Origin of the sequence: Kitasatospora sp. NPDC058190, assembly GCF_042883685.1 — a bacterium.
Classification (GTDB): domain Bacteria; phylum Actinomycetota; class Actinomycetes; order Streptomycetales; family Streptomycetaceae; genus Kitasatospora.
The window spans coordinates 35604-62442 of the sequence record NZ_JBHVVI010000052.1; the positions used below are offsets into that span (position 1 = coordinate 35604).

Sequence of the window (26839 nt, forward strand, 5' to 3'; positions counted from 1 at the left end):
GGTGTGCGAACGGGAGCGGCGGGGCAGCCGCCTCTGGAACGAGGTGTACCCCCGACTTCCCGAGATCCGAGGACGGTTGAGCCATGCCCACGCAGACCCCGGCACGCACGGCGCGGCCGCGCCGCTACCTGATGTGCCGGCCGACGTACTTCACGGTGGACTACGCGATCAATCCGTGGATGGACCCGACGCAACCCACCGACACCGCGCTGGCCGTCCGCCAGTGGGAGCGGCTCTACCGGACGTACCGCCGCCTCGGCCACACCGTCGAGCTGATCGACCCGGTGCCCGGGCTGCCCGACATGGTGTACGCCGCGAACGGCGCGACCGTGCTGGACGGCCGGGCCCTGGTGGCGACCTTCCGCTACCCGGAGCGGGCCGCCGAGTCCGGGGCCTACCAGGCCTGGTTCCGCTCGCGCGGCTACCGCGCGGTGTGGCGCGCCGAGCACGTCAACGAGGGCGAGGGCGACCACCTGGTGGTCGGCCGCCGGGTGCTCGCCGGGACGGGCTTCCGCACCTCGCGGGCCGCGCACGCCGAGGCGGAGGAGCTGTTCGGCGTGCCGGTGGTCAGCCTCACCCTGGTCGACCCGCGTTTCTACCACCTGGACACCGCGCTGGCCGTCCTCGCCGACGACCACGTCATGTACTACCCGGAGGCCTTCGACGCCCGCAGCCGCTCGGTACTGCGCTCGCTCTACCCGGACGCGATCCTCGCCGACCGGGCCGACGCCGAGGTGTTCGGGCTGAACGCGGTGTCGGACGGCCGCCGGGTGCTGCTGCCGGAGGCCGCCAAGAACCTGGCGGGCCGGCTCACCGAGCACGGCTACGAGCCGATCCCGGTGGACGTCTCGGAGCTGCTCAAGGGCGGCGGCGGGGCGAAGTGCTGCACCCTGGAGCTCAGGCCCCGGTGACGTCCGGCGCTGTGAGCAGCACCTCCAGGGTGCGCGGCCCGTGCACCCCCTCGACCCGGTCCAGCTCGATGTCGCTGGTCGCCGAGGGCCCGGAGATCCAGGTCTGCGGGCGTGCCGGGTCGAGCCGGGGCAGCGCGAGCGGCACCGAGGCGACGACCTGCTCGGGCACCCGGACCACGCAGATGTGGTGATCCGGGACGAGCGAGAGCAGCCGCCGGCCCTGACCGGGTCCGGCGTCCAGCACGATCGTCCCGGTCTCGGCGATCGCCAGCGCGCAGCCGGTGACCACGCTGTCCACGGCGTCCAGCCGGGCGGCGGTGAGGCCGCCGCCGTCCGGCAGCAGCTCGACGTCACCGGCCGCGGAGAGCCACGAGGCCGGCAGGCCGTCCGGTACGGCGACCGTGCGGCTGCCGCGCTCGGCGAGCAACTCGGCGACAAGGCCGGGAAGTTCGGCGGCGGAGCAGCGGTGCACCAGCGCCCGGTAGTCGGCCAGGTTACGGTGCAGCAGGTCGACCAGCGCCGCCGGATCGTCCGTCGCCACGTGCGCGCTCCGGTACCCGCGCGGCAGCGGCTGCTCGGCCACCTCGGCGGCGTCCCCGAGTGCGGCCCGGATCCGGCCGAGGATCAACTCCCTCGAGTTCACGCCCGGTTCCTCCTCCACCAGTCGCGGAACGGTTCGGCCGGCACCTGGGGCAGGTCCCGGGTGTCGGTCCAGGCCCGCCCCGGTCCGGGCAGCCGGCGCGGGTGCAGCGCCCGGGTGCGCCCGGCCAGCCGTTCGGCGGCCGCCAGCGCCGCCGGGTGGTCCAGCACGTACCCGGCGGCCGCCATCGCCGCCCGCTCCAGCGGGTGCCCGCCCTGTTCGGCGACCCGCTCGCGCAGGTGCACCAGCACCTCGGGGATGTCGATCGCCACCGGACACACCTCGTAGCAGGCCCCGCAGAGCGAGGAGGCGTACGGCAGCGAGGCGTCCAGCGGGCTGGTGGTGCCGCGCAGTTGGGGCGTCAGAATGGCGCCGATCGGGCCCGGGTAGACCGAGCCGTAGGCGTGCCCGCCGGCCCGCTCGTACACCGGGCAGACGTTGAGGCAGGCCGAGCAGCGGATGCAGCGCAGCGCCTGGCGGCCGACCTGGTCGGCCAGCGCGGCGGTGCGTCCGTTGTCCAGCAGCACCAGGTGGAAATCGGAGGGTCCGTCGCCCTCGGTCGTCCCGGTCCAGAGCGAGGTGTACGGGTTCATCCGCTCGGCGGTGGAGGAGCGGGGGAGCAGTTGGAGGAAGACCTCCAGGTCCCGCCAGCTCGGCACGACCTTCTCGATGCCGACCACGGAGATCAGGGTGCGGGGGAGGGTGAGGCACATCCGGCCGTTGCCCTCGGACTCGACCACCACCAGGGTGCCGGTCTCGGCGACCATGAAGTTGGCGCCGGAGATCGCCACTCGGGCCCGCAGGAACTTCTCCCGCAGGTGCAGCCGGGCGGCCTCGGCGAGTTCGGCGGGGCGGTCGGTCAGCCCCTCGGGCGCGGGGCGTCCCCAGGCGGCCATCCGCTCGGCGAAGATCTCCCGGATCTCGGCCCGGTTGCGGTGGATCGCCGGGACCAGGATGTGCGAGGGCCGGTCCTCTCCCAACTGCACGATCAGCTCGGCGAGATCGGTCTCGTAGGCGGTGATCCCCTCGGCGGCCAGCGCCTCGTTGAGCCCGATCTCCTGGGTGGCCATCGACTTGACCTTGACCACATGGGTCTCTCCGGTGGCCCGGACCAGCGCGGCGACGATCCGGTTGGCCTCCTCGGCGTCCGCCGCCCAGTGCACGGTGCCGCCCGCCGCCGTGACGGACTCCTCCAACTGCACCAGGTAGCGGTCGAGATGGCGCAGCGTGTGGTCCTTGATCGCCTTCCCGGCGGCGCGCAGCTCGCCCCAGTCGTCGAGTTCGGCGACGGCCCGGGCGCGCTTGTCGCGGATGGTGTGGGTGGCGCGCCGCAGGTTGGCGCGCAGTTGCCCGTCCCGTACCGCCCGGGCGGCGGCCTGTGGGAAGGCGGGCATGCCCACGAAAGTGCTGCTCACGAAGGCCTCCAGGGGTGCTCCTCGGTGCTGGCCAGGATCTCCGCGAGGTGCAGCGGCCGCAGCGGCTCGCCCCGGCGGCGCAGGGTGCCGCCGAGGTGCAGCAGGCAGGAGTTGTCGGCGCCGCAGAGCACCTGGGCGCCGGTGCCGAGGGCGTTGGCGAGTTTGTCCTCGGCCATCGCCGCCGACACCGCCGCGTTCTTCACCGCGAAGGTCCCGCCGAAGCCGCAGCACTCCTCCGCGCCGGGCAGCTCCACCAGTTCCAGGCCCTTGACGGCGCGCAGCAGTCGCAGCGGCCGCTCGGCCAGGCCGAGCATCCGCAGGCCGTGGCAGGAGGGGTGGTAGGTGACGGTGTACGGGAAGTGGGCGCCGACGTCCTCGACGCCCAGCACGTCGGTGAGGAACTCGGTGAGCTCGACCACCCGGGGTGCCAGGTCGACGGCGGCGTCCGTGAGTTCGCTGCCCCGGCCCTCGGCGGCGGCTCGGGCGCCGATCCGCGGGTAGTTGTCCCGGACCATCGCCACGCAGGAGCCCGAGGGCGTCACCACGTGGTCGTACCCGGCGAACGCCCGGGCCGTGCGTCGCACCAGCGGTTCGCAGGCCCGGCGGTAGCCGGTGTTGTACTGCGGCTGCCCGCAGCAGGTCTGCCCGGCGGGGAAGTCCACCGTCACCCCGAGCCGCTCCAGCAGCCGGACGGTGGCGACCGCCGTGGCGGGGAACAGCGCGTCGTTGACGCAGGTGGCGAACAGCGCGACCCGCAACCCGGACTCCTTCGGTCGAAGCGGCACCGGTCCGCCCGTGATCGTAGCGGGCGGACCGGCGCTGACGAAGGATCTGACGGAGGATCTCAGGCACCGAGCCAGAGGTCCGGTCCGAACACCTCGTAGTGGATGTCCGCCGCCGCGACGCCCGCCGCGAGCAGCTGGCCGCGGACGGCGCGCAGGAAGGGCAGCGGGCCGCACAGGTAGGCGGTGGTGCCGGCCGGGATCTCGACGGTGGCGAGGTCGACCAGCCCGGTGCGCTCGGCCGGCCACTCGCCGAGCGGCCGCTCGTAGAAGACGTGGGCGGTGGCGCCCGGCAGCTTGGCGGTCAGTTGCTCCAGGTCGGCGCGGAAGGCGTGGCTGAGCTGGTCGTGGTCGCCGTGCACCGAGATGACCTGCCGGCTGGAGCCGGTCGCGGCGAGGTGGTCGAGCATCGCGGTCATCGGGGTGTTGCCGATGCCGGCGGAGGCGAGCAGGACCGGGCCGTCGCCGTCGGCCAGGAAGATGTCGCCCATCGGGGGCGCCAGCTCGACGGTGTCGCCGGTCCTCAGGTGGTCGTGCAGGTGGCCGGAGACCTCGCCGCCGTCCTCGCGCTTGACGCTGAAGCGCAGCGCGCCGTCGGCGCCGCCGGACAGGCTGTACTGGCGGATCTGGTGGGCGCCGTCGGGCAGTTCGGTGCGGACCGAGACGTACTGGCCGGGGCGGGAGGCCGGGACGGGGCGGCCGTCGGCGGGGCGGACCAGGTAGCTGGTGACGGTCGAGGTCTCCTGGTACCGGGTGACCACGGTGTAGGGCCGCCACAGGTCGGCCGGGTCGCCGCCGGCGGCGGCCTCGTCGCGCAGCCGGTCCTCGACCGCCATCAGCGCGTTGGCCATCAGCCAGTAGACCTCGTCCCAGGCGGCGGCGACCTCGGGGGTGACGGCCGCGCCGAGCACCTCGACGATCGCGGCGAACAGGTGCTCGTGGACGACCTTGTACTGCTCGTTGTCGATGCCGACCGAGACGTGCTTGTGCGCGATCCGCGCGAGCATCGCGTCCGGCCGCTGGTCGGGGTTGGCGATCAGGGCGGAGGCGAAGGCGGCTATCGAGCCCGCCAGGGCCTCGCGCTGGGTGCCGTTGGCCTGGTTGCCCCGGTTGAACAGGTCGCGCAGCAGCTCCGGGTGCGCGGCGAACAGCCGGTCGTAGAAGCGCGGGGTGATGTCACCGATCGCGGCGCCCACGACGGGCAGGGTGGCCTCGACGACCTCGGCGGACTTCGCGGACAGCATCAGAGGAGCTCCTAACTGGTATCTGGGATTCGCATTAAAGGCCGTGGGTGTCGACTGGTCCCGGAGGGGTGGGATCAGTCGGCGGGCCTCGTGGTGAGGCTGAGCAGCACCGGCCCGGTGGGCGAGGCCACCAGGTCGTCGATGCTGAGCTGGTCGAGCGCGGCGAAGAAGGCCTCCTGGGCGCCTCGCAGCGCCCCGCGCAGCCGGCACGCGGCCCGCAGCGGACACGGCGGGTCGTCCTCGCAGCCGACCACGTCCCCGACGCCCTCCAGCTCGCGCAGCAGCAGACCGAGCGAACCGGTCCGCCCGGCGAAGGTGATCATCAACCCGCCGCCGCGTCCGCGCCGGGCCTCCACCACCCCGAGGTGCTGCAGCCTGCTGACCACCTTCGCCGCGTGGGTGTACGGCACGCCGACCGACTCGGCCACCTCCCGGGTGGTCGGGTTCTCGCCCTCGCCGAGTACGGCGAGCCGCATGGCGATGCGCAGGGCGATGTCGGTGCTCTTGGTCAGCCTCACGTTCGAAACGTTATCGAATGCGACTCTCCAACTCCAATTTCCTGCACGCTTCCGACCGAGACCCTGGTCACGTGTCCCAGGTGGGGGCGGTGGCGCGGCGTGCGCCCCGCGGCCCGGTGCGGCCGCCGAAACCACATCCAGTCGAATCTGAACAGTTGGCGACATTACCGATCAGCTCCTGACGTGCCATCAGCAGGCCTTCTACGCTTCCTGCGGCTCCGGAGCCACGTCATTCACCGCACCCCCTCGAACCGTCCCCCTGGAGGGATTCCGTGAGAGCACGTCGCGCACCCCGGCGCACCTGGACGGCGCTGGTGGCGATATCCGCAGCCACGGCCGCACTGCTGTCCCAGCCCGTGACCGCCGAGGCGGCCGCACCACCGCCGACCGTGGCCGCCCACGTGCCGGTGGCGCCCTACCCGGCCGGGGTGGCGCTCACGCCGGACGGCACCCGGGCGTACGTGACCAGCCAGAGCAGCGGCACGGTGAGCGTGCTGGACACCACGAGCAAGGCCGTGACCGGCAGCTTCACCGCCGGCACCGGCTCGTACGCGGTCGTCCTCTCGCCCGACGGGCACCGGGCCTACCTGACCCATCACCTGGACAACGCGGTCAGCGTGGTGGACACCGCGAGCAACACCGTCACCGCCACCGTCCCGGTCGGCGCCCAGCCCTGGGGCCTGGCGCTGTCGCCGGACGGCACGCGCGCCTACGTCAGCAACGCCGGGGCCGGCACCGTGAGCGTGCTGGACACTTCGTCCAGCACCGTCACGGCCACCGTCCCGGTCGGCGCCGAGCCGCACGGGCTGGCCGTCTCGCCGGACGGAAAGCGGCTGTACGTCGCGGCCTCCGGCGGCAAGGCGGTGAACGTGGTCGACACCGCGAGCGGCACGGTGAGCGCCACCGTGGCCGTCGGCCGCAGCGCCTTCGGCCTGGCGCTCAGCCCGGACGGCAGCCGACTGTGGGTCGCCGACGGGGACGACAGCACCGCCGCGGTGATCGACACCGGCGCCAACACGCTGCTCGGCACCGTCGCGGTCGGCAACGGCCCGTACGCCGTCGCCCTCGCCCCGGACGGCTCCGCCGCGTACGTCTCCAACTACAACGACAACACCCTGAGCGTGGTCGACACCGCGAGCCGGACGGTCACCGCGACCGTGCCGGTCGGCGCCAGCCCGTACACCCTGGCACTGAGCGCCGACGGGCGGCGCGGCTACCTCGCCGACTTCACCGGCAACGCCGTCGACCTGCTGAACTTCCCGCTGCCGGTGCCCGTGGTGACCGGGATCAGCCCGAGCGGCGGCTCCGGGGTGGGCGGCACCACGGTGACCGTCACCGGGACCGACCTCAACGGCGCCACCGCCGTCACCTTCGGCGCGGCCGGCGCGGCCACCTCCTTCAGCTGCACCAGCACCAGTTGCACCGCGACGGCCCCGGCCACCACGGTGACCGGCCCGGTGGACGTCCAGGTCACCACGCCCGGCGGCACCAGCGCCGCCGTCGCCGCCGACCGCTTCACCTACACCGCGCCCAGCGCCCACCTGGGCGTCGCGCTCACCGCGACCCCGGTCACCGACCTGTTCGCCAGCCGGGTCGACTACACCGTCACCCTCACCGGCCAGGGCCCCGACCCGGTGGCCTCGGCCACCGTCTCGGCCGACCTGCCCGCCGGCCTGGCCGCGAGCTCCGGCGACTGCACCGTCGCCGCCGGCAAGCTCACGTGCACCCTGAGCGCCCCGCTCGCCAAGGGCGCCAGCACCACCCGGCACTTCTCCCTCGGCGTCGGCCTGCTGAACCTGGTCAGCAGCTGGGACGTCACGGTGGCCCGCACCGCCGGCGCCCCCGCCGACCCGTCGCCCGCCACCAGCAAGGACACCCGCAGCTGCACCGCCGTGCTCGGACTGCTGATCACCTGCCGCTGAGCGACACCCGCTCCCCGGAGGCCCTGCCCGCACCCGTGGGCGGGGCCTCTTCCGCAAGCAGCCCTGGACGAAGTGTCCGGTCCGGACGTACAGTCCATTCATGCCTGCTGAAGACCCCGACCCGCGCGTCCGGACCTGGTCACCGGTCTGCCGCGCGGTGGCCCTGCTGCTCGGCCCCTACGCCGAGGTGGTGCTGCACGACACCGCCACCGACCGGGTGCTCGCCATCTGGAACCCGATGACCACCCGCGCCCCCGGCGACCCCTCCCTGCTCGGCGAACTGGACCAGCTGGGCCCGTCCGCACCCGATGTCTACGGCCCCTACGAGAAGCTGCTGCCGGACGGCCGGCGGCTCTCCTCGGTCAGCGCCGTCCTGCGCGACCAGGCCGGACACCCCTCCGCGGTGCTCTGCGTCAACCTCGACCGCGGCCCGCTGGAACAGGCCGCCGCCCTGCTGGCGAACTTCGCCGCGCCCACCGCGCCCCGCCCCGAGCCGCTGTTCGAACGCGACTGGACCGAGCGGATGAACGACGTGATCGGCGGCCACGTCCGCGCCCAGGGCCGCCCGCTGGAACGCTTCACCCGCGAGGACCGGCTCACCGTGCTGCGCGAGCTGGACGAGGCCGGGGTCTTCGCCGTCCGCCGCGCCGTCCCCGCCGTCGCCACCGCCCTGCGGATCTCCCGCTCCACCGCCTACGCCCTGCTCGCCGAGCTCAAGCACCCGGCAGGCCCCGCTGCCCCCAGCCCCGAGAAGGACTGAGACCGATGACCAGACTGCCCGACTTCCGGCTCGAAACCTACTTCTCGCGCTGGGAGTTCACCGCCCGCCACCACCTCACCGCCTCCGACGCCCAGACCATGACGATGGCCGAGCTGCTTGCCCTGGCCGGCCCCGGGGACCGCGAGGCCTGGGACACCCTCGCGCTCGGCTACACCGAGACCTACGGCGACCCGGGCCTGCGCCGGGCCATCGCCGGGATGTACGAGCGGGTCGAGGCGGACGACGTGATCTGCTTCGGCGGCGCCCAGGAGGGGATCAACCTCGCCATGCAGGTGCTGCTCGAACCGGGCGACCACGCCGTGGTGCTGACCCCCAACTACCAGTCCGCCGAGACGATCCCGCTCTCGCTCTGCGAGGTCACCGGCGTCGCGCTGGACGAGCGGCAGGACTGGGCGCTCGACCTGGACGCGGTCGAGGCGGCGCTGCGCCCCAACACCAAGCTGCTCTCGGTCAACTTCCCCAACAACCCGACCGGCACGCTGATCGACGCCGCCGACTTCACCCGCCTCGTCGACCTGTGCGAGGAGCGCGGCATCCGGCTGTTCTCGGACGAGGTCTACCGCGGGCTGGAGCGCGACCCGGCCCGCATCCTGCCGCAGGCCGCCGACCTGTCGGCGACGGCGCTCTCGCTCAACGTCACCTCCAAGTCGCTCGGCCTGCCCGGGTTGCGGATCGGCTGGATCGCCTGCCGGGACCGCGAGCTGCGCACCCGGCTGGAGCGGGCCAAGCACTACACCACCATCTGCAACTCGGCGCCCAGCGAGGTGCTGGCCCGGATCGCGATCACCGCCCGGGACCGGATCCTGGCCCGCAACCGGGGCATCATCGCGGAGAACCTGCCGCGGTTCGACGCCTTCTTCGCCGAGTTCCCGGAGCTCTTCGACTGGCGCGCCCCGGACGGCGGCTGCGTCGCCTACCCGCGCTACCTCGGCGCGGACGGGGTGGAGGACTTCTGCACGGCGCTCGTCGAGCAGGCGGGCGTGCTGCTGATGCCCGCGAGCATGTTCCGCTCCGAGCTCACCCCCACCCCGACCGACCGCTTCCGGATCGGCGTCGGCCGCAGCGACCCGGGCCCGGCGCTGGAGGCCTTCGCCGACTGGCTCCGCAAGCGGTAGCGGACGCGAACGGCCGGGGCGGGCCGACCCTGAGGATCGGCGCCCCGGCTGCTGTGGCTGCTCCAGGTCAGAGCTTCTGCCAGGACGGCTTGGCCGCGTAGGTGTCGCGGAAGTAGTCGGCCAGCCTGAGGCGGGAGGCGGCGGCCTCGTCCACCACCACGGTGGCGTGCGGGTGCAGCTGCAGCGCCGAGGCGGGGACGGCGGCGGCGAGCGGGCCCTCGACGGCCAGCGCGACGGCGTCGGCCTTGGCCTCGCCGGTGGCGAGCAGCACCAGGTGGCGGGCCTCCAGGATGGTGCCGATGCCCTGGGTGATGACGTGGTGCGGGACCTCGTCGATGCTGTCGAAGAAGCGGGCGTTGTCCACCCGGGTCTGCCGGGTCAGGGTCTTGATCCGGGTCCGGGAGGCGAGCGAGGAGCAGGGCTCGTTGAAGCCGATGTGGCCGTCGGTGCCGATGCCGAGCAGCTGCAGGTCGACGCCGCCGGCCTCCGCCAGCGCGCGGTCGTAGGCGGTGGCGGCCGCGGCGATGTCGGCGGCGTTGCCGTCCGGGCCCAGGAAGGACTCCTCGGTCAGACCGAGCGGCTCCACGACCTCGCGCAGCACGACCGATCGGTAGGACTCCGGGTGGCCGGCGGGCAGGCCGACGTACTCGTCCAGCTGGCAGACGCGCGCCCGGGAGGCGTCCAGACGGCCGTCCCGGACCCGGGCGGCGAGGGCCTGGTAGATCGGCAGCGGGGTCGAGCCGGTCGCGACGCCGAGCAGGGCCTCGGGCTTGTCGGTCAGCAGATCGGTGATCGCCGCGGCGATGAGTTCGCCGGCCGCGGTGGCGTCAGGGACGATCACGATTTCCATACTGGGTCCACCGTTCTGAGGCGAGTCTGAGGTCTAGACCTCCGAGGTCTAGACCAGTTTGCCGTGAACGGGGCCTCCAGGTCCACCCGGGGCCGGTGCGGACCTGTTCGGTGTCGTGCCTGGTGGGGGCCCTTGGGGCGGGTGTGGAGGGAGCCGGGGCGCGAACGCCCCGGCTCCCGGTGCCCTGTCCTACGGATGCCGCCTCGCCGTGCGGAACGGGTGGCGCGTCGGGGCGGCCCCCGGTCAGAACGGGTTGGTACAGGTGGTGACCTGCTTGCTCGCGTCCAGCGCCGGACCGGCGGTGGCGCAGATGATGCGCGGGGCGGTGGCGGTCACGCGGGGGGTGACGGCCTGGGCCGAGCCGAGTCGCACGGTGGTGGCGCTGGCGACCGGCTCCCACGGGCTGCCCCAGGCCTGCTGGGTGCGGACCTCGACCTGAACCATCGTCAACTGGTTCGGGTCGGCGCTGACCTGGGCGACGCCGACGATGCCCTCGCCGTCGATCTGGTGCGATATGCAGGGACGGTTGAGCACCGTGGCGCAGGCCGCGGTGCCGGTCTCGGACGTCGCCGTGGCGGCCATGGCGGGACCGGCCGTCAGGGTCGCGATCCCTGCCACCGTCATCATCACAGCTGCGATCCGAGTGCGCATGATACGAACCTCCTTGGAAAGTAAGGGAATCTCACTCCTTGAGATGAGTCTTGCACAAATCATGGACATGTTGCGTGTGCGTTGCGTCACACTCATGGTGACCGTTCAACTACTGGCTGCAATCGTTCGCCGAATGTTCGGTGCGCGGACGAACTGCGGTCTGATGGATGATCAGTTCATGGGTGGACAACCCCCTGCCGGCCGGCCCGGGTTGGCGGTGTTCCTTCACCCGTCCGAGTGGCGCCTTGCCGCTGCGGCGAATCGGACGGATAGCATCGGACCGACCCCAGCGGAGGTGGCTGCGTGGACACGGTCATCGTGCAACTGCCCGGCCCGGGACCGGACATGGCGCCCGGAGCGGCGCCCGGACTGCTGCGGATGGGCCCGGGGGAGACGGCGGTGTTCGGGCGCGGCGAACCCGGTCGGCCGGTCGCCGTCCCGCTGAGCGACCAGGGTGTCTCCCGCCGCGCCGGCGAGGTGGCCGCCGCCGAGGACTACTGGCGGCTGTCCAACTTCAGCACCACCGCCACCTATGTGGTGGAGAACCTGGAGGGCGCGGGGGAGCACGTCAAGGTGGCCCCCGGGCGGCTCGGCGCACCCGTCCCCTTCGAGCTCTCCCGGGTACTCCTGCCGGCCCTCGGCGCACCCGCCACCTTCAAGGTCTTCGCCCCGCAGCACGCCTACCTGGACGGCGGCCCGAGCGGCGCCGACGGCGAGCGCACCGTCAGCCCCTTCGCCCTGGACCCGACCGCCAAGTACTTCCTCGTCCTGCTCGCGCTCTGCGAACCCCGGCTGCGCTCGCCCTCCACCGCCGCCGTCCCCGGCGTGACGGAGGTGCTGGCCCGGTTGCGCGCCCTGCCCTCCTGCCGTGGGCTGACCCGCTCGGCGGTGAACTACCACATCGACTACCTGGTGTGCACCAAACTGCGGCTGCGTGAGCCGTACGAACAGGGCCCGGCCGGCGGCAAGCGCGAGGAACTCGTCGCCCTGGCCCTGAAGTTCGACCTCGTCCGGGAGGAGCACCTGACCCTGCTCCCGCCCCGGCGCCCGATCGCCCGGCCGTGACCCCTTCCGATCGACCGGGCGCCGCCCGGCCCGACCCCCAGCCGCCCGAGGAGCGGCGCCCTGCGCGGGCCCGCCCGCCCTTCGAGGTCCCCGAGGGCTACCCGCTGGCCGGCTACCGCACCGGCTCCTTCCTCGGCGCGGGTGCCTGGGGCAGCGTCTACGCCGCCGAGGGCCCGGACGGCACCCCGGCCGCCGTCAAGATCCTCGGTCCGGCCCGGTTCAGCCCCGGCCAGCGCCGCACCGCGGCCCAGATGGCCCACAGCGAGCTGCGGTTCAGCCGCCGTGCCGACCACCCCCACCTGATCCGCACCCTCGCCGTGGTCACCGTCGAGGACCCCGACCACCCCGACCTGGACGGCGCCGTGGCCCTGGTGATGGAACGCGCCGCCCGCAGCCTGCAGGACCTCCTCGCCACCGCCCGCCCCGGCACGGCGGTGCCCGGCGCCGAGCGCATCCTCGCCCAGGTCTGCGCAGGACTGACCCACATGCACCGGGGCGGCTGGGTCCACGGGGACCTCAAACCGGCCAACATCCTGCTGATGCCCGACGGCACCGCCAAGATCGCCGACTTCGGCCTCACCGCCGAACTGGAGGGCACCCACGCGTACGCCCCGCCACTGGGCTCGCCCGACCACGTCCCGCCCGAGTGGTGGTCCCAGCGCACCGGCGCGCGCGGGGTCGCGCTGCGCCCCAGCGCCGACATCTGGGCCTTCGGGGTGATCGCCCACCAGCTGCTCACCGGCGGGCTGCACCCCTTCCTCGGCGCCACCGCCCGGGCCCGCTCGCTGGCCGCCCAGGCGTACGCCCGCGGCGCGGCCCCGCTGCGGCCGGACCAGGCGCTGCCCGCGCCCTGGCGCGCCGTGGTGGCCGCCTGTCTGACCGCCGACCGGGACCAGCGCGCCCGCACCGACCTCGCCGCGCTGGTCGCCCGTGCAACCGTCCGTCCGACCGGGCGCCACCGTGCCGCCGCCCGGGCCGGCCTCGGCCTGCTGACCTGCGCCGGCGTCGTGCTCGCGCTGGCCGGCGGCCCCGAGCCCGCCGGGTCGCACGCCCACCGGGCCGCGCCGCCGCCCGGGGCGATCCCGGCCGGCTCGGACGTCCCGACGGCCTACCGCGGCATGATCGAGGAGACGGCCCGGCGCTGCCCCGAGCCGGAGGTCACGCCGGTCCTGCTGGCCGCGATGCTCAAGGCCGAGAGCGGCTTCGACCCGAACGCGGCCCGTCCGGAGACCGGCGAGTACGGCATCGCGATGTGGACGCCCGCCGTCTTCGACGCGTGGTCCAAGGCCGCCAACCACCCCGGCCCCAAGTCCTACCTGGACCCGGGCGACGCGATCGCCGCGATGGGCAACTACGTCTGCTGGCTGGACCAGCAGCTCAAGCGACGCGGCTTCAGCCGCGACCTGCCCGCCCTGGTCACCGCCGCCTACCGCACCAGCGACAAGACCGTGGCGGCGGCCGGGGGCGTCCCGGAGCGGATCCGGCCGCATGTCGACAAGGTGCTCAGGTACCTTGCCGACTACGGCGGGTGACGGCCCGTACCGGGACGAGTTGTGCCACATCCATACGTATCCCGGCGCGGGCGCCCGGGTGACCGGCCCGTGGTCTGGGATCCTCGGCCGCATGATCACGAAGCTCCGCGCGGTCACCGCGCAATGGACCGTCGTCGTCCCCGTGGTGGCGTTCGTCGTCCTCGCCCTGACCTGGCACGAGAACCTGCCCGGCTGGGTGGTGGGCGTGGTCGCGTGCTTCCTGGTCGGTGCCGTGCTGGCCGCCGTGCACCATGCCGAGGTCATCGCGCACTGGACCGGGGAGCCGTTCGGATCGCTCGTGCTCGCGGTGGCGGTCACCGTGATCGAGGTCGCGCTGATCGTGACGCTGATGGTCGACGGCGGGGAGAAGTCCTCCACCCTGGCCCGGGACACCGTGTTCGCCGCCGTGATGATCACCTGCAACGGGATCCTCGGCCTGTCCATCCTGGTGGCCGCGATCAGGTATCGCACCGCCGTCTTCAACGCCGAGGGCACCGGCGCCGCGCTCGCCTGCGTCGCGACCCTCGCCACGCTCAGCATGGTGCTGCCGACCTTCACCACCAGCGCGCCGGGCCCGCAGTTCTCCACCACCCAGCTGAGCTACGCGGCCACCGCCTCGCTGGTGGTGTACGGGCTGTACGTGACCACCCAGACGCTGCGGCACCGGGACTACTTCCTGCCGGTCACCGCCGAGGGCAAGATCCGGGTGGACGACGACGAGCACGCGAGCTCGCCCACCCTCCGGGCCGCCGGGCTCAGCCTGTTGCTGCTGGGCGTCGCGCTGGTCGCGGTGGTGGGCCTGGCCAAGGGCGTCTCGCCGACCATCGAGTCCGCGGTGGAGGCCGCCGGGCTGCCGCACGCCGTGGTCGGCGTGGCGATCGCCATGATGGTGCTGCTGCCGGAGACCATCGCGGCGCTGCGCGCGGCCCTGCGCAACCGGGTGCAGACCAGCCTCAACCTGGCCCTGGGTTCGGCGCTCGCCAGCATCGGCCTGACCATCCCGGCGGTCGCGATCGCCTCCGCCTGGCTCTCCGGCCCGCTCGTCCTCGGCCTGGAACCGGCGCACATGGTGCTGCTGACGCTGACCGTCGTGCTCGGCACCCTGACGGTCATCCCGCGCCGGGCGACCATGCTCCAGGGGGCGGTGCACCTGGGGGTGCTGGCGGAATTCGTGGTGCTGGCGGTGAACCCCTGAGGACCCGTCCGCCGTACCCCTGAGTGGAAGCCCCTGGCCCGTCCCCCCGTACGGGCCAGGGGCTTCCCTGCTGCCGCGGCTCAGACGCGGCGTGCGGCCTCCGGAGGGCTCAGACCCCCGGAGGCCGCGGCCTCAGGCTCGGACGCCTCAGGAGGTGCGGCGACGGCGGGTGTAGACCACCGCGCCCGCGCCGGCGACCAGCAGGGCGGTGCCGGCGCCCGCGTACAGCAGGGTGCCGTCGCTACCGGTGGTGGCCAGCTTCTTGCCGTCCGAGGTGGCGCCCGGGATCGGGGTCGGGACGCTGACCTTGGCGGGCACGACCAGCGGCTGGTCCGGGCTGACCTTGGTGCCGGTCCCGGGGTGCACCGGCACGGTGGCGGTCGGCGCGGTCGACGGGCCGGCGCTCGGGGCGGTGCTGGGCGCGCCGCTCGGGGCGTCGGTCGGAACGTCGGCGGCCGGGGTGGTCGGCGCGGGGGTCGCCGGGGTCGTCGCCGGCGGCTGGGTGGCCGGGGTGGTCGGCGGGACCGGCGCCGGGGTGGTGGTCGGGGTGGCCGAGTGGGTCGGCTCGGGGGTGTGGGTCGGCGCCGGGGTGTGCGACGGCGTCGGCGTGGCGGTGTGCGAGGGGGTGGTGCTCGGCACGGCGGTCGGGCTGGCCGACGGGGCCTTGGTCGGGGTGGCGGTCGGCGAGGGCTTGCCGGTCGGGGCCGGGGTCTTGCCGCCGCAGTCGACCTTGAAGACCTTGTGCTTGGGGTTGCTGACGTCCGGGTTCTCCGGCAGCTCGCCGTTGACCAGCGGGACGGCCTTCCAGAACAGCTTGTAGTGGCCGTCCGGCAGGTTGATGTCCTCGGTGCGGACGTGGCCGTGGTCGTCGACCGGGATGTCGCCGTAGACGACCGGCTCGGACATGTCGTTCATGTCGAAGATCGCCCAGAGCACGTCCTGGTTCGGGTCGAAGCCGAAGGAGTCCAGGTAGAACGTGCAGACCTTGGGCTCGTTGCGCACGTCTTCCTGGCCGGTGGCGGCGTCGTGGATCTTCACGGTGCCGTTGTTGCCGGGGGCGCCGTTGCCGTTGCCGTTGCCGCCGGCGACGGCGTGCGCGGCGGGGGCGAGCAGCATCAGGGCGGCGGCGGTCGGGACGGCCACCAGGGTGCGCGCGGCGGTGGAGCGGATGTGCATGCGTGTTCCATCGGGTACGGCAGGTCGGGACGAACCTGCGCAGTGGGAGGGAGCCCTCGGGTCGGCCGCCGGACCAGAGGCCGGTGCCGTACGAGCGGGAGGGGACAAAAGTTCCGCAGTGAGAAACGTGACGCAAGGGAGGTTTGGCCGAAATGCATCGCTGAGAGCGATAGATCCGATTAGTCCGTTACAACAATCCGATCACCTGGTTGTGTTCAACTCGTGCGTGCCGCAGGTGGTCGAGGTGCCGGTCAATGGCGGGTTCCGCGTCGACGGGTGAACCGACGGGCCGCGCGGGTGGCCGGTTTCGGCCGGTCGGCGGGCCGGGGTCGCGTGTCGGGGCGGCGGGCCGGTGCCGAGGTTCTCTATCGTCCGTCTGGAGCCGCCCAGTCCGCTCGTTCCGTTGGGTGATCTGGTGTGTGTTCCGTTGTCATGCGCAGCCGATCCGACTCAGGGGGAATGCACGATGCCCGGCCCAGAGCAGCAGGTGCGACCGGACCGACAGGCGGTCGGCCCGACCGAGGACAGCGCCGACGTCATCGTGGTCGGCGCCGGACCGTCCGGCTCCACCGCGGCCTACCACCTCGCCCGTACCGGCCTGGACGTCCTGCTGCTGGAGAAGTCCGCCTTCCCGCGCGAGAAGGTCTGCGGGGACGGCCTCACCCCGCGCACCGTCAAGCAACTGGTCGACATGGGCATCGACGTGTCCGAGGAGGCCGGCTGGCTGCACAACCGGGGCCTGCGGCTGATCACCGGGCGGCGCTCACTGGAGTTCGACTGGCCCGAGCTGTCCGCCTTCCCCGGCTACGGACTGGTCCGGCGCCGCGCCGACTTCGACGAACTGCTCGCCCGCAAGGCCGCCTCGGCCGGCGCCCGGCTGGTCGAACGCGCCAACGTGGCGGGCCCGTTGACGGACGAGCGGACCGGCCGGATCACCGGCGTCACCGCCAGGCTGGGCGAGGACCGCAGGCCCGTCGAGTACCGGGCCCCGATCGTGGTCGCCGCCGACGGCAACTCCACCCGGCTCTCCGTCGCGATGAAGCGCCACCGGCGCACCGACCGCGCGATGGGCGTGGCCTACCGGACCTACTTCACCACCCCGCGCCACCAGGACCGCTACCTGGAGGCCTGGCTCGACCTGCGCGACCCCAACGACCCCGCGCGCCGTCTCCTGCCCGGCTACGCCTGGGTGTTCGGCATGGGCGACGGCACCGCCAACGTCGGCCTCGGCGTCCTGGACACCTCGAAGACCGACGTCGACTGGCGGGAGCTGCTGCGCCGCTGGTGCGCCGACCTCCCGCCCGGCTACGGCTACACCCCCGAGGCCGTCACCGAGCCCATCCGCGGCTCCGCCCTCCCGATGGGCCTCAACCGCCAACCCCACTACGCCGACGGCCTGTTGCTGATCGGCGACGCCGGCGGCACAGTCAGCCCCGGCACCGGTGAGGGCATCGCCTACGCGATGGAGTCCGGCCGCTACGCCGCCGAGACCATCGTCCAGGCCCACGCCCGCCGCACCGACCGCGGCCGCGAACTCGCCCTGCGCGCCTACCCGCAGGCGCTGCACTCCGCGTACGCGGGCTACTTCGCGCTCGGTCGGCTGGCAGCCGACCTGCTCGGCCGTCCCAAGCTGCTGGGTGCGGCGGGGGTGGCCGGACTCGGCAATCCGGCGCTGTTGAAGATCGCGTTCCGGCTGATGGTCAACCTGACCGAGCCCAACTCCAGGGACGCCCTCGACCGGCTGCTCCACCTGCTCGGGCGGGTCGTGCCGGGGCGGTGAGGCGGTGTCGGACCGCTCATTCCTTCGGGTGAGCGGACCCGGCGCCCCGGTCTTGGCCGAAACCGGGGAATTCGGTCGGCTGGCGGCCAAGTCGTGTTGACGAACGATCAGTGAATCCGCTTGCCTGGTGTCGAACCGGCCACGGAGGGTGAGCAGAACGCCCCCTCCGTGGCTCCCTTTTTCCACCGATCCTCGTCCGACGGAGACACCGTGCGCCTTCGCCTGCTTGTCGCGCCCCTCGCCGCAGCCGCCGCCCTGACCGCCGTGAGCATTCCCGCCGCTGCCGCCGGCACGAGGGCGGCCACCCCGTCCGACCAGTGCTCCGCGACGTTCTTCGACGGCGACTCGCGCCTCGGCCCCGAGGACCTCCCGAGCACCGGCCCGGTCGGCCGGGAGCTCATCGGCTACCAGCGCACCGGCGGCGCCGGCGACCAGGACTTCCTGGCCAAGTACTACGACCCGACCGCCAACGGCGGCAAGGGCGGCTGGATCTACCCGCCGTCCGACGGCTACGCCACCCTGCCCGACGGCACCCCCATCGAGTTCGACATCATGCTCTACCCGAACCAGAACATCGACCGGTACGGCAGCGAGTACGGCGCCTTCCTCGCCCCCGAGGGCCTGCCCTACGCCAACCGCGCCATCCCGCCGCAGAGCCTCGACAGCGTCCCGGCGGCCGGCTGCAACTACCACGACTACAAGGTGGTCAAGCCGTTCAAGGTGCACGCCGGCCCGATCGCGCCCTGGTTCAACCAGCCCGGCTGGGGCCTGCAGTACCAGCTCGACGCCTCCCTGCTGCCCGGCGGCCCGGCCAGGCTGAACGTGCTGTGGCTGGTGGAGAACGGCTACCTGGCCCGGATCTGACCGGGCGCCGCGCGCGGCCCCCGTCGCCCGTGCGGGCCGTCAGCGGCTCGACCACGGCCCGATCCCCGCACGCGGGGAGCCCGTCCGGAACCGGGTAAATCGCTGGCGGGCGCGGGCGGACAGGGGATAGGAAGGCCGGGTGACCCTCAGCGACACCGCGACCGACCAGCGCCTCTTCCGCCCCGCCGTCGTCGACCTGGGCGACGTCCAGCTGCGCCCGTGGGGCCGCGCCCTGGACCTGACCGGCGGCACCGTCGCCGCTGTGATCGCGGCCGCGGTCGACCCGGAGATCGCCCGCTGGAACCCGCTGCGGGACGCCACCGACCCGGCCGGCGCCGAGGCCTACCTCGAGCGCTCCGACGCCCGCTGGGCCGAGGGCAGCACGGCCTCCTTCGCCATCACCGACACGGCCGACGGCACCCTCTGCGGCAACGTCGCCCTGCTCTGGACCGACCAGGCCGACGGCGTCGCCATGGTCGGCTACTGGCTGCTCCGCGCCGCCCGCGGCCGCGGCCTGGCCACCCGCGCCACCACCGCCGTCACCCGCTGGGGCGTGCGCACCGCCGGCCTGCGCCGGATCGAGCTCTACCACGACGTCGACAACCAGGCCTCCTGTCGCGTCGCCACCCGCGCCGGCTTCCCGTACGAGGGCACCCTGCGAGCCTCCTACCGCCACGGCGACGGCCCCTACACGAACGAGCACCTGCACGCCCGTCTGGCCACCGACCCGGAGGGGGAACTCGGCTGACACGTTCCGGGATCGCGATCGCCCTCAGCGCTTCTGACGGAACGTGAGGGACGGGCGATGGCGCTTCGGCACCACTACGGCGGGGTCGACGTCAGTGGTACTGGGCGAGCTGGATGAGATTGCCGCAGGTGTCGTCCAGGACGGCGATGGTGGCCGGGCCCGTCGCCAGCGGCTCCTGGGTGAAGCGCACCCCGAGCCGGTGCAGGCGGTCGTACTCGGCGTGCACGTTGTCCACCGCGAACTGGGCGGCCGGGATGCCGTCCTCGACCAGGGCCGTCTTGTACGGCCCGACGGCCCGGTGCGCGTCGGGCTCCAGCAGTAGTTCGGTGCCGTCGGGCTGTTCGGGGGAGACCACCGTGAGCCAGCGGTACTCCCCGAGCGGGACCTCGGTCTTCTTCACGAAGCCCAGGATCTCGGTGTAGAAGCGCAGCGCCTTGTCCTGGTCGTCGACGAACACGGTGGTCAGGTTGATCCTCATGGGTTGTGCCCTTCGGTGTGCGCTAGTACCGGCGGCCGTCGCCGAGCCGATCGTAGATCGCGCGCAGCCAGGGCTGCCGGACGGCGGGCAGCCGGGCGAGGCGGTGGAGCAGCAGGCGCCGGTCGGGCTCGAAGAGCATCCACGGGTGCGGCGGCAGCGGGTCGTCGCGCTCCTCGCCCACGGGGAGGCGGGCCGTGGACGGGGCGGGCGGGAAGGCCAGGTACGTCCACACCTCGGCGTCCAGCGGGACGGGTACCGCGTCGCCCGTGGGCCGCCAGGCGGCGCCCGTCCACGGGTGGCGGGGGACGAGGACGATGTCCGGGGCCGGATCGGGGGTCAGCCCGGGCCCGGCCAGGCCCAGCGTGCGGGCCGGGCCGTCAGCGGGGAGCAGCCGGTCCAGGGTGCGGCCGAAGGTCTCGGCGAGCAGACCGACGGGCACGGCCACCGGCTCGCCGCCGGAGGCCGCCAGGACCTCGGCCAGGGCGGGCGCGACCGCGGCGCTCCACCGGTCGCTCCACCAGCCGTCCGGCTCGACCGGCGGCATCGGCGGCACCGTCCAGCCGTCCCCGGTGGGGCGGTCGGGGCCCGCGACGGCGAGTCGGCGGACCGCCCCCGGGTAGAGCCAGACCGCCTGCCAGCGGTAGCAGTCGTCGATCCGGGTGCCCACCGTCCGCCCGCACCGCTCGCACGCCAGGTTCGGTCCTCCGTCGGCGGCGCAGCAGCCGTTGCACTGCTCGGGGATCAGCACGGTGTTGCGGGTGTCGCCCGGTGCCAGCACGACCGCGCCGCCGGGGCCGAACCACAGGCCGCCGACCGGCGCGTACACGCCCCGTACCGTGGCCTCGTCCGCTCCGATCTCGTGCCATGGCCGCCACGGCGGTTCGCACGGCTCCGGATCCACCGCGAACGTCCTCGGCTCCAGCAGCGCCGGAAGGAACCGGTGCCCGCCCTCCCGGCGTGCGTGCGGCGGCAGCGCCACCTCGGTCACCGGCCCGGTCAACTCCGCACCGCACCCCGCACACGCGAACACCGCCACCCGTTCCCCCCTCGCGGACTACCGGAGTATCCCGGCCCGCGAACCGGCCGCCAAGCGGTTTTCGCAGACCCGTGAACCCCTCCCCGGCAGGCAGCGCGCGCGGCCGTGCGGCGTCCTAACCTGGAAGGGCGCATACGGTGTGTGGCCTGCGGAACGGAAGTGCGGAAGCGGTGGCCATGACGGTGATCTCGGCGGCTCTGTTCGGTACCGACTGGCGGCCCCGGCTGCCCGGAGGCGCCGAGCTGCTGCGCGAGTGCGCCGCCCGGGGCTGGACGGTCGTGCTGACCGGGCCCGGTCCGGCCGGGGCGCCCGCCCTGACCGTGGCCGCTCCCGGCAGCGACCCGGTACGGGCGGGCCTGCAGCTGGTGGACGGCCTGCCCTCGCACGCCGTGGCCGTCGCCGGGAGCGTGCGCGAGGTGCTGGCGGCGCGGCGGGCCGGGGTGCCCTGCGTCGCCCTGGAGACCGGCGGGGACGCCGGCCCCGAGCTGAGGGCGGCCGGCGCGGTCGAGGTCCACCGCGACGCCGCCGCCCTGCTGCGTGTCCTGGACGACAGTCTGCTCGCCCGCCCCCGGGCCTTCGGCCCCGTGGGCGTCGGAACAGGCGGTGCCGGGGACGGTTAGCGCCGGCCCGTACCGGGCAACGGCCCGGGTGCGAGCACGTCACCGGAAGTGTCGGAGGTGACCGAGATGGACGGACCCGCGTTGAGCGGATGGGAGCGGCGGCTCCTCGAGGAGATCGAGTCCGATCTGCGCCAGGACACACGCCTGGACCGGAAACTGAGCACCATGGGTGCCAAACGGCCGAGCAGGGTCCTGGGCGCGCTGCGCAGCGCCGGGCGCCGGATCTCGGCCGGGGTCGTGCTGACCGCGCTGGTGATGACGGCGATCTGTCTGAGCATCGGCGTACGGACCCCGACCACGGCCGTGCTGATCGCCCTCGGGGTGGTCTGGACGGCCTCGGTGGCGGCCGCGGTCGCCACCGCCGAGTTGCTGCGGCGCCGTCGCCGGGGCGCGAGCGGGGCCGAGCCGGTCGACCCGGACCGGGAGGAGCGGCGCGAACGCCGTGAACGCCGCCCCTGGGACCGGCCGGAGGCGTGAGGTGACGTGAGCTGATGAGTACCGACCTGTGGGAGTACCGCCCGGGCTCCCATCCCGCCGCCGACCTGACCCTGGTCGGGTACGAGGTGCACGCCACCGACGGCCCGCTCGGCCGGGTCGAGCAGGACGCCGGGGACCATCTGTTGGTCGACGCCTCGGCCTGGGTGCCCGGCAACCGGGTCCTGGTCCCGGTCGGCCTGGTCGCCCGGATCGACCACTTGAACCTCGCCGTCCACCTCGACTGCCCGCGGGCCCGGCTCAGCTCCGCCCCGCCGACCGCCGAGGGCCTGACCGCCCCCCGCACGCGCTGAGCCATGCCCTGGCCGTCCACGACCCTCACCGGCCGGACGATCGCCCTCCTGGTCGCTCCGTACGGCGTCGAGCAGGTGGAACTGACCTCGCCCTGGCAGGCGGTCGCCGAGTCCGGCGGCACCCCGCGGCTGCTCTCCACCGCCGCGGGGCGGGTCCAGGCCGTCCGGCACCGCGCGCTCGGGGACACCTTCGCGGTGGACGCCCTGGTGGCGGAGGCGGATCCGGCCGACTACGACGCACTGGTGCTGCCCGGCGGTGTCGCCAACCCGGACCGGCTCCGGCTGGACCGGGCGGCGGTCGCCTTCGTGCACGGCTGCTGCGCCTCCGGCCGCCCGGTCGCGGCGATCTGCCATGCGCCGTGGACCCTGATCGAGGCCGACGCCGTCCGCGGCCGCACCCTCACCTCCTGGCCCAGCCTGCGCACCGACCTGGTGAACGCGGGCGCCCACTGGGTGGACGAGGAGGTGCACGTCTGCCACGACGGGCCCGGCGTCCTGGTGACCAGCCGTAAACCGGGGGACCTGCCGGTCTTCAACGACGCCTTGGTCACCGAGTTCGCCCACGCGACGGCGAAGCGGTACCCGACCTGAGGCGCTCCCTCAGACGAGGGTGAAGGCGCTCTGGTAGGTACCGCCCTCCGGGGCGGGCGCCTCCCAGCAGGTGAACCGGGCGCCGGGCAGGTCCGACGGGCCGATTCCCAGCGCCTGCGTCAGGGTGGTGGCCACGGTCTTGTGCGGGTCGGCGGAGCCGTCGGACACCTGGTAACGGACGAGCGCCCCGCGGACGTCCACCACGACGTACTCGACCCACCGGCCGGCCAGGTCCAGCGGGTCGAACTCGGTTGCCTGGTCGGCGAGTCGGCTGGTGACCGGGTTGCCGCAGAGCCCGCAGTCCGGCGCTTCGTGAGGTTCGTGGTGGTCGTGCACGGCGCAGATCGTAGCGCCCGCGCCGGGAGGGCCGGAGAGGAGCTCAGTCCCCGCGCAGGCGGACGAAGGTGGCCGTGGGCGGCCGGCCGGTGAGGGTGAGTTCGGCGCGCAGGGGGGTGGTGAGGGGGTGGACCGGGCCGTGGTCGGGGTCGACGGAGGGCGGGCCGAGGAGCGGGGCGGCGGCCTCGGCGATCCCGCGGGACTGTACGGGGGTGAGCCGGGGGGTGGTCAACAGGACCCGGTCGTCGTCGAGTCGGACCACCAGCGCGTACGGGCGCGTGGCCGGGCCGGTGAGGGCGTGGACGGTGGCGTCCACGGTGTCGCTGCGACGGTACTTGACCCACGCGCGGCCCGCGCCGCGCGGGCGGTAGGGGGAGCCGGCGGCCTTGCAGACCAGGCCCTCCACGCCGATGTCGGCGAGTCGGGCCATCCACTCCATCGCCTCCGCCCGGTCCGTGGTGGCCATCACCGGCTGGATCGGCGGCGGGACGTCGGCCAGGGCGGCGAGCAGCAGGCGGCGCCGGTCGGTGAACGGGAGGCGCCGGACGTCGCGGCCGGGCAGGGCGAGCAGGTCGAAGGCGATCAGCCCGAGGGCGACGTCCGGGGCGGCCGCCCGGGCCTGACGGGTGTGCAGCAGTTCCTCGAAGGCGAACCGGCCCGCGCGCCAGGCGACCAGTTCGGCGTCCAGCACCAGCCCCTCGGGCAGCCGGGCGACGGCGGCGGCGATCGGCGGGAACTCCGGCGCGAGGTCGCGGCCGGAGCGGGACTGCAGGACGGCGGGGCGGTCACCGCGGGCGAAGGCGACGCAGCGGAAGCCGTCCAGCTTCAGTTCGTACTGGACCCCGCCCCCGCCCAGCCCGTCGGCGGGCGGGACGGCGGTGACGGCGGCGGGGCGCATCACCTCGACGGGTGGCTGCAGCACCTGGCGGGGCCGGCCGGGGGCTGCGGACGCCCTGGGCGTGTCGGACGTCCCGGGCGCGCGTGACCGCGCGGGCGCGGCACCCGGCCCGCTCGCGCCAGGCAGCGGCCGGGCCTCGGCCGGGTCCAGCAGCGGCGCGAACAGGTCGCCCTCGGCCGCCAGCCGGTCGGGGACCTCGGCGAGGGTGAGGACGAGGTCCGCCTCCCCGCGCGCCCGCTCCAACTCGGTCCAGGAGAGCGGGGCGGAGACCGTCGGCAGCGGCCGGGCCCGCAGGGTGTACGGGGCGGCGGTGGTCTTCCTGGCGTTGTTCTGCGACCAGTCGACCAGCACCCGGCCGCGGCGGCGCGCCTTGGCCATGGTGTGCACCACCAGCTCCGGGTGCTCGGCCTCCAGGGCGGCGGCCAGCGCCTTCGCGTACCCGGAGACCTCGGCGCTGGGCGTGGGCTCGATCGGCACCAGCAGGTGCAGCCCCTTGGAGCCGGAGGTCTTCACCCAGGCGGAGAGGCCGTCCGCGGCCAGCCGCTCGCGCAGCAGCAGCGCGACCGCCCGGCAGGTCAGCACGTCCGCGCCCTCGCCCGGGTCGAGGTCCAGCACCAGCCGGTCGGCCAGGCCGGGCGCGGTCGCGTGCCACTGCGGGACGTGCAGTTCCAGACAGCCCAGGTTGGCGACCGCGAGCAGCGCCGCGCCGTCCTCCAGCACCACCTGGCGCAGGTCGCCGCCGCTGCTGGGCACCTCCACCGTGCGCACCCAGTCCGGGGTGCCGGGCGGCGGGTTCTTGGCGACGAAGACCTCGGCCTCGACGCCGTCCGGGCAGCGCAGGAAGGAGACCGGGCGGTCGCGCAGGTGGGGGAGCAGGGCGGCGTGCACGGCTGCGTAGTAGCGCAGCACCTCGCTCTTGGGGGTGCCGGTGCGCGGGTAGTACACCTTGTCGAGGTGGGAGAGGGCGAGGGTGCGCCCGTCCACCGTCATCTGCGGCATGGGCCGTCTCCGAAGCGTCCTGCGGTGGCCCCCGAAGCCAGTCTGCCGCGCCGCGACCACGACCGCCCGGGGCCTTCACCGTCCTTCGTGTCGGCGTCGCGGCGTCGGCCCTCGCGGTCGCGGGTGGGCGCGGTGTTGCCTATGGTGATGGCACGGTCACACCGCGATCGCCGGTGTCGACCATGAGGGGGAGAGCCGTCGGGGGGAAGCACCGACGAAGGAGTCCTCGTGACCACTGCCCGAGACATCATGCACACCGGCGCCCAGTGCATCGGCGCCCACCAGACGTTGGACGAGGCCGCGCGGATGATGCGCGACAAGAACGTGGGCGCGCTGCCGATCTGCGGCGACGACCAGAAGCTGCACGGCATCATCACCGACCGTGACATCGTGACGCGCTGTCTCGCCGAGGGCAAGAACCCGGCCAAGATGACGGCGATCGAACTGGCCGGGCACCTGCACTGCGTGCGCGCCGAAGACACCATGGACGTGGTGCTGAAGAAGATGGAGCAGCACCAGATCCGCCGCATCCCGGTGATCGACGGGGAGCGGCTGGTCGGCATGATCAGTGAGGCCGACCTGGCGATGGGCCACCGCAACGGCCACCGGCTGACGGATCAGCAGATCATCGACTTCATGGACAGCGTCTACATGAAGCGCTGACCCTGCCGGCGACCAGCCGCCCCGGGCAGCCCCGGGGCGGCTGGCTGCCGTCTCATGGGATGGATTTTCCTTTCTCACAAGCCGAGATGCGGGCACAATTGCGCACATGGGAAAGCAGTACGAATACATCGACGGCCGACTGCGGCAGTTCATCGAGCGTCAGCCCGTCTACTTCGTCGCGACCGCGCCGCTGGCCGCCGACGGCCACGTCAACATCTCGCCCAAGGGCCGCTCCGGCACCCTCGTGGTGATCGACGAACTCACCCTCGCCTACCTGGACTTCGGCGGCTCGCAGGCCGAGACCGTCGCCCACCTGCGGGAGAACGGCCGGATCACGCTGATGTGGTGCGCCTTCGAGGGCCCGCCCAACGTGGTGCGGGTGCACGGCCGCGGCGAGCCCGTCTTCCGTGACGACCCGCGCTTCGCCGACCTGCTCGGCCGCTTCGAGCCCACCGCGGACGGCTCCGGCCTGCGCGCGATCGTCCTGGTGAAGGCCGAGCGGGTCAGCGACTCCTGCGGCTACGCGGTGCCGTTCATGGACTACCGCGCCGACCGCGACCTGCACGCCCAGTACTTCGACCGCAAGGACGAGGCGGAGTTCAGCGCCTACTGCGAGCGCAAGCCGCTGGTCGCCAGCAGCATCGACGGCCTGCCCGCCGTCCCGCTGCCGCTCCCTCCCCGGCCCGAAGCCTGACGTATAGTCAACTCTCCGGCCCGCCGAGGACCATCAGCTTCTGCGGGTCGGGGAACGGCACGAACCCGGCCTTGGCGTACACCTCGTGGGCGTCCACCGTCGACAGCAGCACCCGCTTCAGCCGGTAGGGCCGCAGGTGCGCCACCACCTCCTCCGCAAGCCAGGTGCCGAGCCCCCGCCCCCGCTGCCCCCGGTCGACGTACACGTCGCACAGCCAGGCGAAGGTCGCGTGATCGGTGACCACCCGCGCGAACGCCACCTGCCCGCCCCCGGGTTCGTACACCCCGAACACCACCGACCCGCGCACCGACTGCTCCACGACCTCCCGGCTGCGCCCGAGGGCCCAGAAGGCGTCGGTGGAGAGCCAGTGGTGGACGAGGTCGAGGTCGAGGAGGCCGGGGTCCGTGGAGAGCCGGTAGCCGTCGTGGCGAGTGGTGATCATGAGGCGGCATGCTAGTGCTGCTCCGCGGAAGTTCGTGGAGGGGTGATCACAGCCGCGGGTGCATGGCAGGCTGCTTGGCATGGTGATCAGTGATTCGTCGCAGGC

29 protein-coding genes and 1 pseudogene are annotated in these 26839 nt (G+C 73.7%); 16 read left to right on the forward strand and 14 right to left on the reverse strand.

The features are described from left to right. Positions 1 to 83: 83 nt before the first annotated feature. On the forward strand, positions 84 to 911 hold the full coding sequence (ddaH, locus tag ACFVWU_RS23380) for a dimethylargininase (protein WP_387624167.1): 828 nt from the start codon (positions 84 to 86) through the stop codon (positions 909 to 911). Here ddaH and ACFVWU_RS23385 read toward each other — a convergent pair. From ACFVWU_RS23385 to ACFVWU_RS23405, 5 genes are all read right to left on the reverse strand, one after another. Further along, entirely contained in the window at positions 898 to 1554 is a 657-nt protein-coding gene (locus ACFVWU_RS23385) for a lactate utilization protein C (protein WP_387624170.1), read from the reverse strand. The two genes, ddaH and ACFVWU_RS23385, sit on opposite strands and share 14 nt — an antisense overlap. Continuing rightward, the gene (locus tag ACFVWU_RS23390; RefSeq protein ID WP_387624173.1) at positions 1551 to 2966 is read right to left on the reverse strand and encodes a lactate utilization protein B; all 1416 of its coding nucleotides are present in this window, start codon (positions 2964 to 2966) and stop codon (positions 1551 to 1553) included. The genes ACFVWU_RS23385 and ACFVWU_RS23390 overlap by 4 nt, the downstream gene beginning before the upstream one ends. Then, a complete protein-coding gene (locus ACFVWU_RS23395; protein WP_387624236.1) occupies positions 2963 to 3724 on the reverse strand; it encodes a (Fe-S)-binding protein in 762 nt (253 codons plus the stop codon). Before ACFVWU_RS23395 ends, ACFVWU_RS23390 begins: the two co-directional genes overlap by 4 nt. 86 nt (positions 3725 to 3810) lie before the next feature. Beyond that, the gene (locus tag ACFVWU_RS23400) at positions 3811 to 4992 is read right to left on the reverse strand and encodes a globin domain-containing protein (RefSeq protein ID WP_387624175.1); all 1182 of its coding nucleotides are present in this window, start codon (positions 4990 to 4992) and stop codon (positions 3811 to 3813) included. Between the two features lie 74 nt (positions 4993 to 5066). Beyond that, entirely contained in the window at positions 5067 to 5510 is a 444-nt protein-coding gene (locus ACFVWU_RS23405; RefSeq protein WP_387624177.1) for an RrF2 family transcriptional regulator, read from the reverse strand. A 272-nt stretch (positions 5511 to 5782) separates the two neighbouring features. Between ACFVWU_RS23405 and ACFVWU_RS23410 the strand changes: the two genes are divergently transcribed. The 3 genes from ACFVWU_RS23410 to ACFVWU_RS23420 all read left to right on the forward strand — a co-directional run bounded on the left by ACFVWU_RS23410 (position 5783) and on the right by ACFVWU_RS23420 (position 9328). Next, the gene (locus ACFVWU_RS23410) at positions 5783 to 7432 is read left to right on the forward strand and encodes a beta-propeller fold lactonase family protein (RefSeq protein WP_387624179.1); all 1650 of its coding nucleotides are present in this window, start codon (positions 5783 to 5785) and stop codon (positions 7430 to 7432) included. 100 nt (positions 7433 to 7532) lie between these two features. Continuing rightward, positions 7533 to 8192, forward strand: coding sequence for a transcriptional regulator (locus ACFVWU_RS23415; RefSeq protein WP_387624181.1), 660 nt, complete (start codon positions 7533 to 7535; stop codon positions 8190 to 8192). Between the two features lie 5 nt (positions 8193 to 8197). Continuing rightward, complete coding sequence (locus ACFVWU_RS23420) at positions 8198 to 9328, forward strand: aminotransferase class I/II-fold pyridoxal phosphate-dependent enzyme (RefSeq protein WP_387624183.1); 1131 nt, start codon at positions 8198 to 8200, stop codon at positions 9326 to 9328. A gap of 67 nt (positions 9329 to 9395) precedes the next feature. On the opposite strand, the gene nagB is transcribed toward ACFVWU_RS23420, so the two are convergent. Together nagB and ACFVWU_RS23430 are read right to left on the reverse strand one after the other, a co-directional pair. Then, positions 9396 to 10178 (reverse strand): glucosamine-6-phosphate deaminase, encoded by a 783-nt coding sequence (gene nagB, locus ACFVWU_RS23425; protein WP_387624185.1) that lies wholly within the window; start codon positions 10176 to 10178, stop codon positions 9396 to 9398. Positions 10179 to 10421: 243 nt separating this feature from the next. Then, positions 10422 to 10829 carry a hypothetical protein gene (locus ACFVWU_RS23430; protein ID WP_387624186.1) on the reverse strand — a complete coding sequence of 136 codons (408 nt, stop codon included), beginning with the start codon at positions 10827 to 10829 and terminating at the stop codon, positions 10422 to 10424. Positions 10830 to 11132: 303 nt separating this feature from the next. On the opposite strand from ACFVWU_RS23430, the gene ACFVWU_RS23435 reads away from it, so the two are divergent. The 3 genes from ACFVWU_RS23435 to ACFVWU_RS23445 all read left to right on the forward strand — a co-directional run bounded on the left by ACFVWU_RS23435 (position 11133) and on the right by ACFVWU_RS23445 (position 14621). Then, positions 11133 to 11894: a serine/threonine protein kinase gene (locus ACFVWU_RS23435; protein ID WP_387624188.1), complete on the forward strand. Its 762-nt coding sequence runs from the start codon at positions 11133 to 11135 to the stop codon at positions 11892 to 11894. Further along, on the forward strand, positions 11891 to 13426 hold the full coding sequence (locus tag ACFVWU_RS23440; RefSeq protein WP_387624190.1) for a serine/threonine-protein kinase: 1536 nt from the start codon (positions 11891 to 11893) through the stop codon (positions 13424 to 13426). The genes ACFVWU_RS23435 and ACFVWU_RS23440 overlap by 4 nt, the downstream gene beginning before the upstream one ends. A 91-nt stretch (positions 13427 to 13517) precedes the next feature. Continuing rightward, on the forward strand, positions 13518 to 14621 hold the full coding sequence (locus tag ACFVWU_RS23445; RefSeq protein WP_387624193.1) for a calcium:proton antiporter: 1104 nt from the start codon (positions 13518 to 13520) through the stop codon (positions 14619 to 14621). 147 nt (positions 14622 to 14768) lie between these two features. On the opposite strand, the gene ACFVWU_RS23450 is transcribed toward ACFVWU_RS23445, so the two are convergent. Beyond that, positions 14769 to 15797: an LPXTG cell wall anchor domain-containing protein gene (locus ACFVWU_RS23450; protein WP_387624195.1), complete on the reverse strand. Its 1029-nt coding sequence runs from the start codon at positions 15795 to 15797 to the stop codon at positions 14769 to 14771. A gap of 466 nt (positions 15798 to 16263) precedes the next feature. Between ACFVWU_RS23450 and ACFVWU_RS23455 the strand changes: the two genes are divergently transcribed. From ACFVWU_RS23455 to ACFVWU_RS23465, 3 genes are all read left to right on the forward strand, one after another. Next, positions 16264 to 17577: a geranylgeranyl reductase family protein gene (locus ACFVWU_RS23455; protein WP_387624198.1), complete on the forward strand. Its 1314-nt coding sequence runs from the start codon at positions 16264 to 16266 to the stop codon at positions 17575 to 17577. 210 nt (positions 17578 to 17787) lie between these two features. After that, positions 17788 to 18441 (forward strand): TNT domain-containing protein, encoded by a 654-nt coding sequence (locus ACFVWU_RS23460; RefSeq protein WP_387624201.1) that lies wholly within the window; start codon positions 17788 to 17790, stop codon positions 18439 to 18441. 139 nt (positions 18442 to 18580) lie between these two features. After that, entirely contained in the window at positions 18581 to 19189 is a 609-nt protein-coding gene (locus ACFVWU_RS23465; RefSeq protein WP_387624203.1) for a GNAT family N-acetyltransferase, read from the forward strand. 91 nt (positions 19190 to 19280) lie between these two features. Here the strand turns inward: ACFVWU_RS23465 and ACFVWU_RS23470 are convergent, their stop codons facing one another. After that, the gene (locus ACFVWU_RS23470) at positions 19281 to 19667 is read right to left on the reverse strand and encodes a VOC family protein (RefSeq protein WP_387624206.1); all 387 of its coding nucleotides are present in this window, start codon (positions 19665 to 19667) and stop codon (positions 19281 to 19283) included. Between the two features lie 22 nt (positions 19668 to 19689). Continuing rightward, positions 19690 to 20703: a hypothetical protein gene (locus tag ACFVWU_RS23475; RefSeq protein WP_387624209.1), complete on the reverse strand. Its 1014-nt coding sequence runs from the start codon at positions 20701 to 20703 to the stop codon at positions 19690 to 19692. Positions 20704 to 20879: 176 nt separating this feature from the next. Here ACFVWU_RS23475 and ACFVWU_RS23480 point away from each other — a divergent pair, with 176 nt between their 5' ends. The 4 genes from ACFVWU_RS23480 to ACFVWU_RS23495 all read left to right on the forward strand — a co-directional run bounded on the left by ACFVWU_RS23480 (position 20880) and on the right by ACFVWU_RS23495 (position 22702). After that, the gene (locus ACFVWU_RS23480) at positions 20880 to 21323 is read left to right on the forward strand and encodes an HAD family hydrolase (RefSeq protein WP_387624212.1); all 444 of its coding nucleotides are present in this window, start codon (positions 20880 to 20882) and stop codon (positions 21321 to 21323) included. Between the two features lie 66 nt (positions 21324 to 21389). Further along, positions 21390 to 21800: a hypothetical protein gene (locus tag ACFVWU_RS23485; protein WP_387624215.1), complete on the forward strand. Its 411-nt coding sequence runs from the start codon at positions 21390 to 21392 to the stop codon at positions 21798 to 21800. Between the two features lie 14 nt (positions 21801 to 21814). Next, positions 21815 to 22111, forward strand: coding sequence for a PRC-barrel domain containing protein (locus ACFVWU_RS23490; RefSeq protein WP_387624218.1), 297 nt, complete (start codon positions 21815 to 21817; stop codon positions 22109 to 22111). Between the two features lie 3 nt (positions 22112 to 22114). Beyond that, entirely contained in the window at positions 22115 to 22702 is a 588-nt protein-coding gene (locus ACFVWU_RS23495) for a type 1 glutamine amidotransferase domain-containing protein (RefSeq protein WP_387624221.1), read from the forward strand. A 9-nt stretch (positions 22703 to 22711) separates the two neighbouring features. Here the strand turns inward: ACFVWU_RS23495 and ACFVWU_RS23500 are convergent, their stop codons facing one another. The 3 genes and pseudogenes from ACFVWU_RS23500 to ligD all read right to left on the reverse strand — a co-directional run. Then, positions 22712 to 23038, reverse strand: coding sequence for a hypothetical protein (locus ACFVWU_RS23500; RefSeq protein ID WP_387624223.1), 327 nt, complete (start codon positions 23036 to 23038; stop codon positions 22712 to 22714). A 43-nt stretch (positions 23039 to 23081) separates the two neighbouring features. Continuing rightward, positions 23082 to 23936 (reverse strand): DNA ligase, encoded by an 855-nt coding sequence (locus tag ACFVWU_RS23505; RefSeq protein WP_387624239.1) that lies wholly within the window; start codon positions 23934 to 23936, stop codon positions 23082 to 23084. A gap of 120 nt (positions 23937 to 24056) precedes the next feature. Then, positions 24057 to 24935 (reverse strand): annotated as a pseudogene (ligD, locus tag ACFVWU_RS23510) (non-homologous end-joining DNA ligase); the annotation flags it as partial. A gap of 228 nt (positions 24936 to 25163) precedes the next feature. On the opposite strand from ligD, the gene ACFVWU_RS23515 reads away from it, so the two are divergent. Then, complete coding sequence (locus ACFVWU_RS23515; protein WP_387624225.1) at positions 25164 to 25598, forward strand: CBS domain-containing protein; 435 nt, start codon at positions 25164 to 25166, stop codon at positions 25596 to 25598. 106 nt (positions 25599 to 25704) lie between these two features. Next, the gene (locus ACFVWU_RS23520) at positions 25705 to 26292 is read left to right on the forward strand and encodes a pyridoxamine 5'-phosphate oxidase family protein (RefSeq protein ID WP_387624228.1); all 588 of its coding nucleotides are present in this window, start codon (positions 25705 to 25707) and stop codon (positions 26290 to 26292) included. A gap of 7 nt (positions 26293 to 26299) precedes the next feature. Here ACFVWU_RS23520 and ACFVWU_RS23525 read toward each other — a convergent pair whose 3' ends face one another. Then, positions 26300 to 26734 carry a GNAT family N-acetyltransferase gene (locus ACFVWU_RS23525; protein WP_387624231.1) on the reverse strand — a complete coding sequence of 145 codons (435 nt, stop codon included), beginning with the start codon at positions 26732 to 26734 and terminating at the stop codon, positions 26300 to 26302. Positions 26735 to 26839 lie beyond the last annotated feature (105 nt).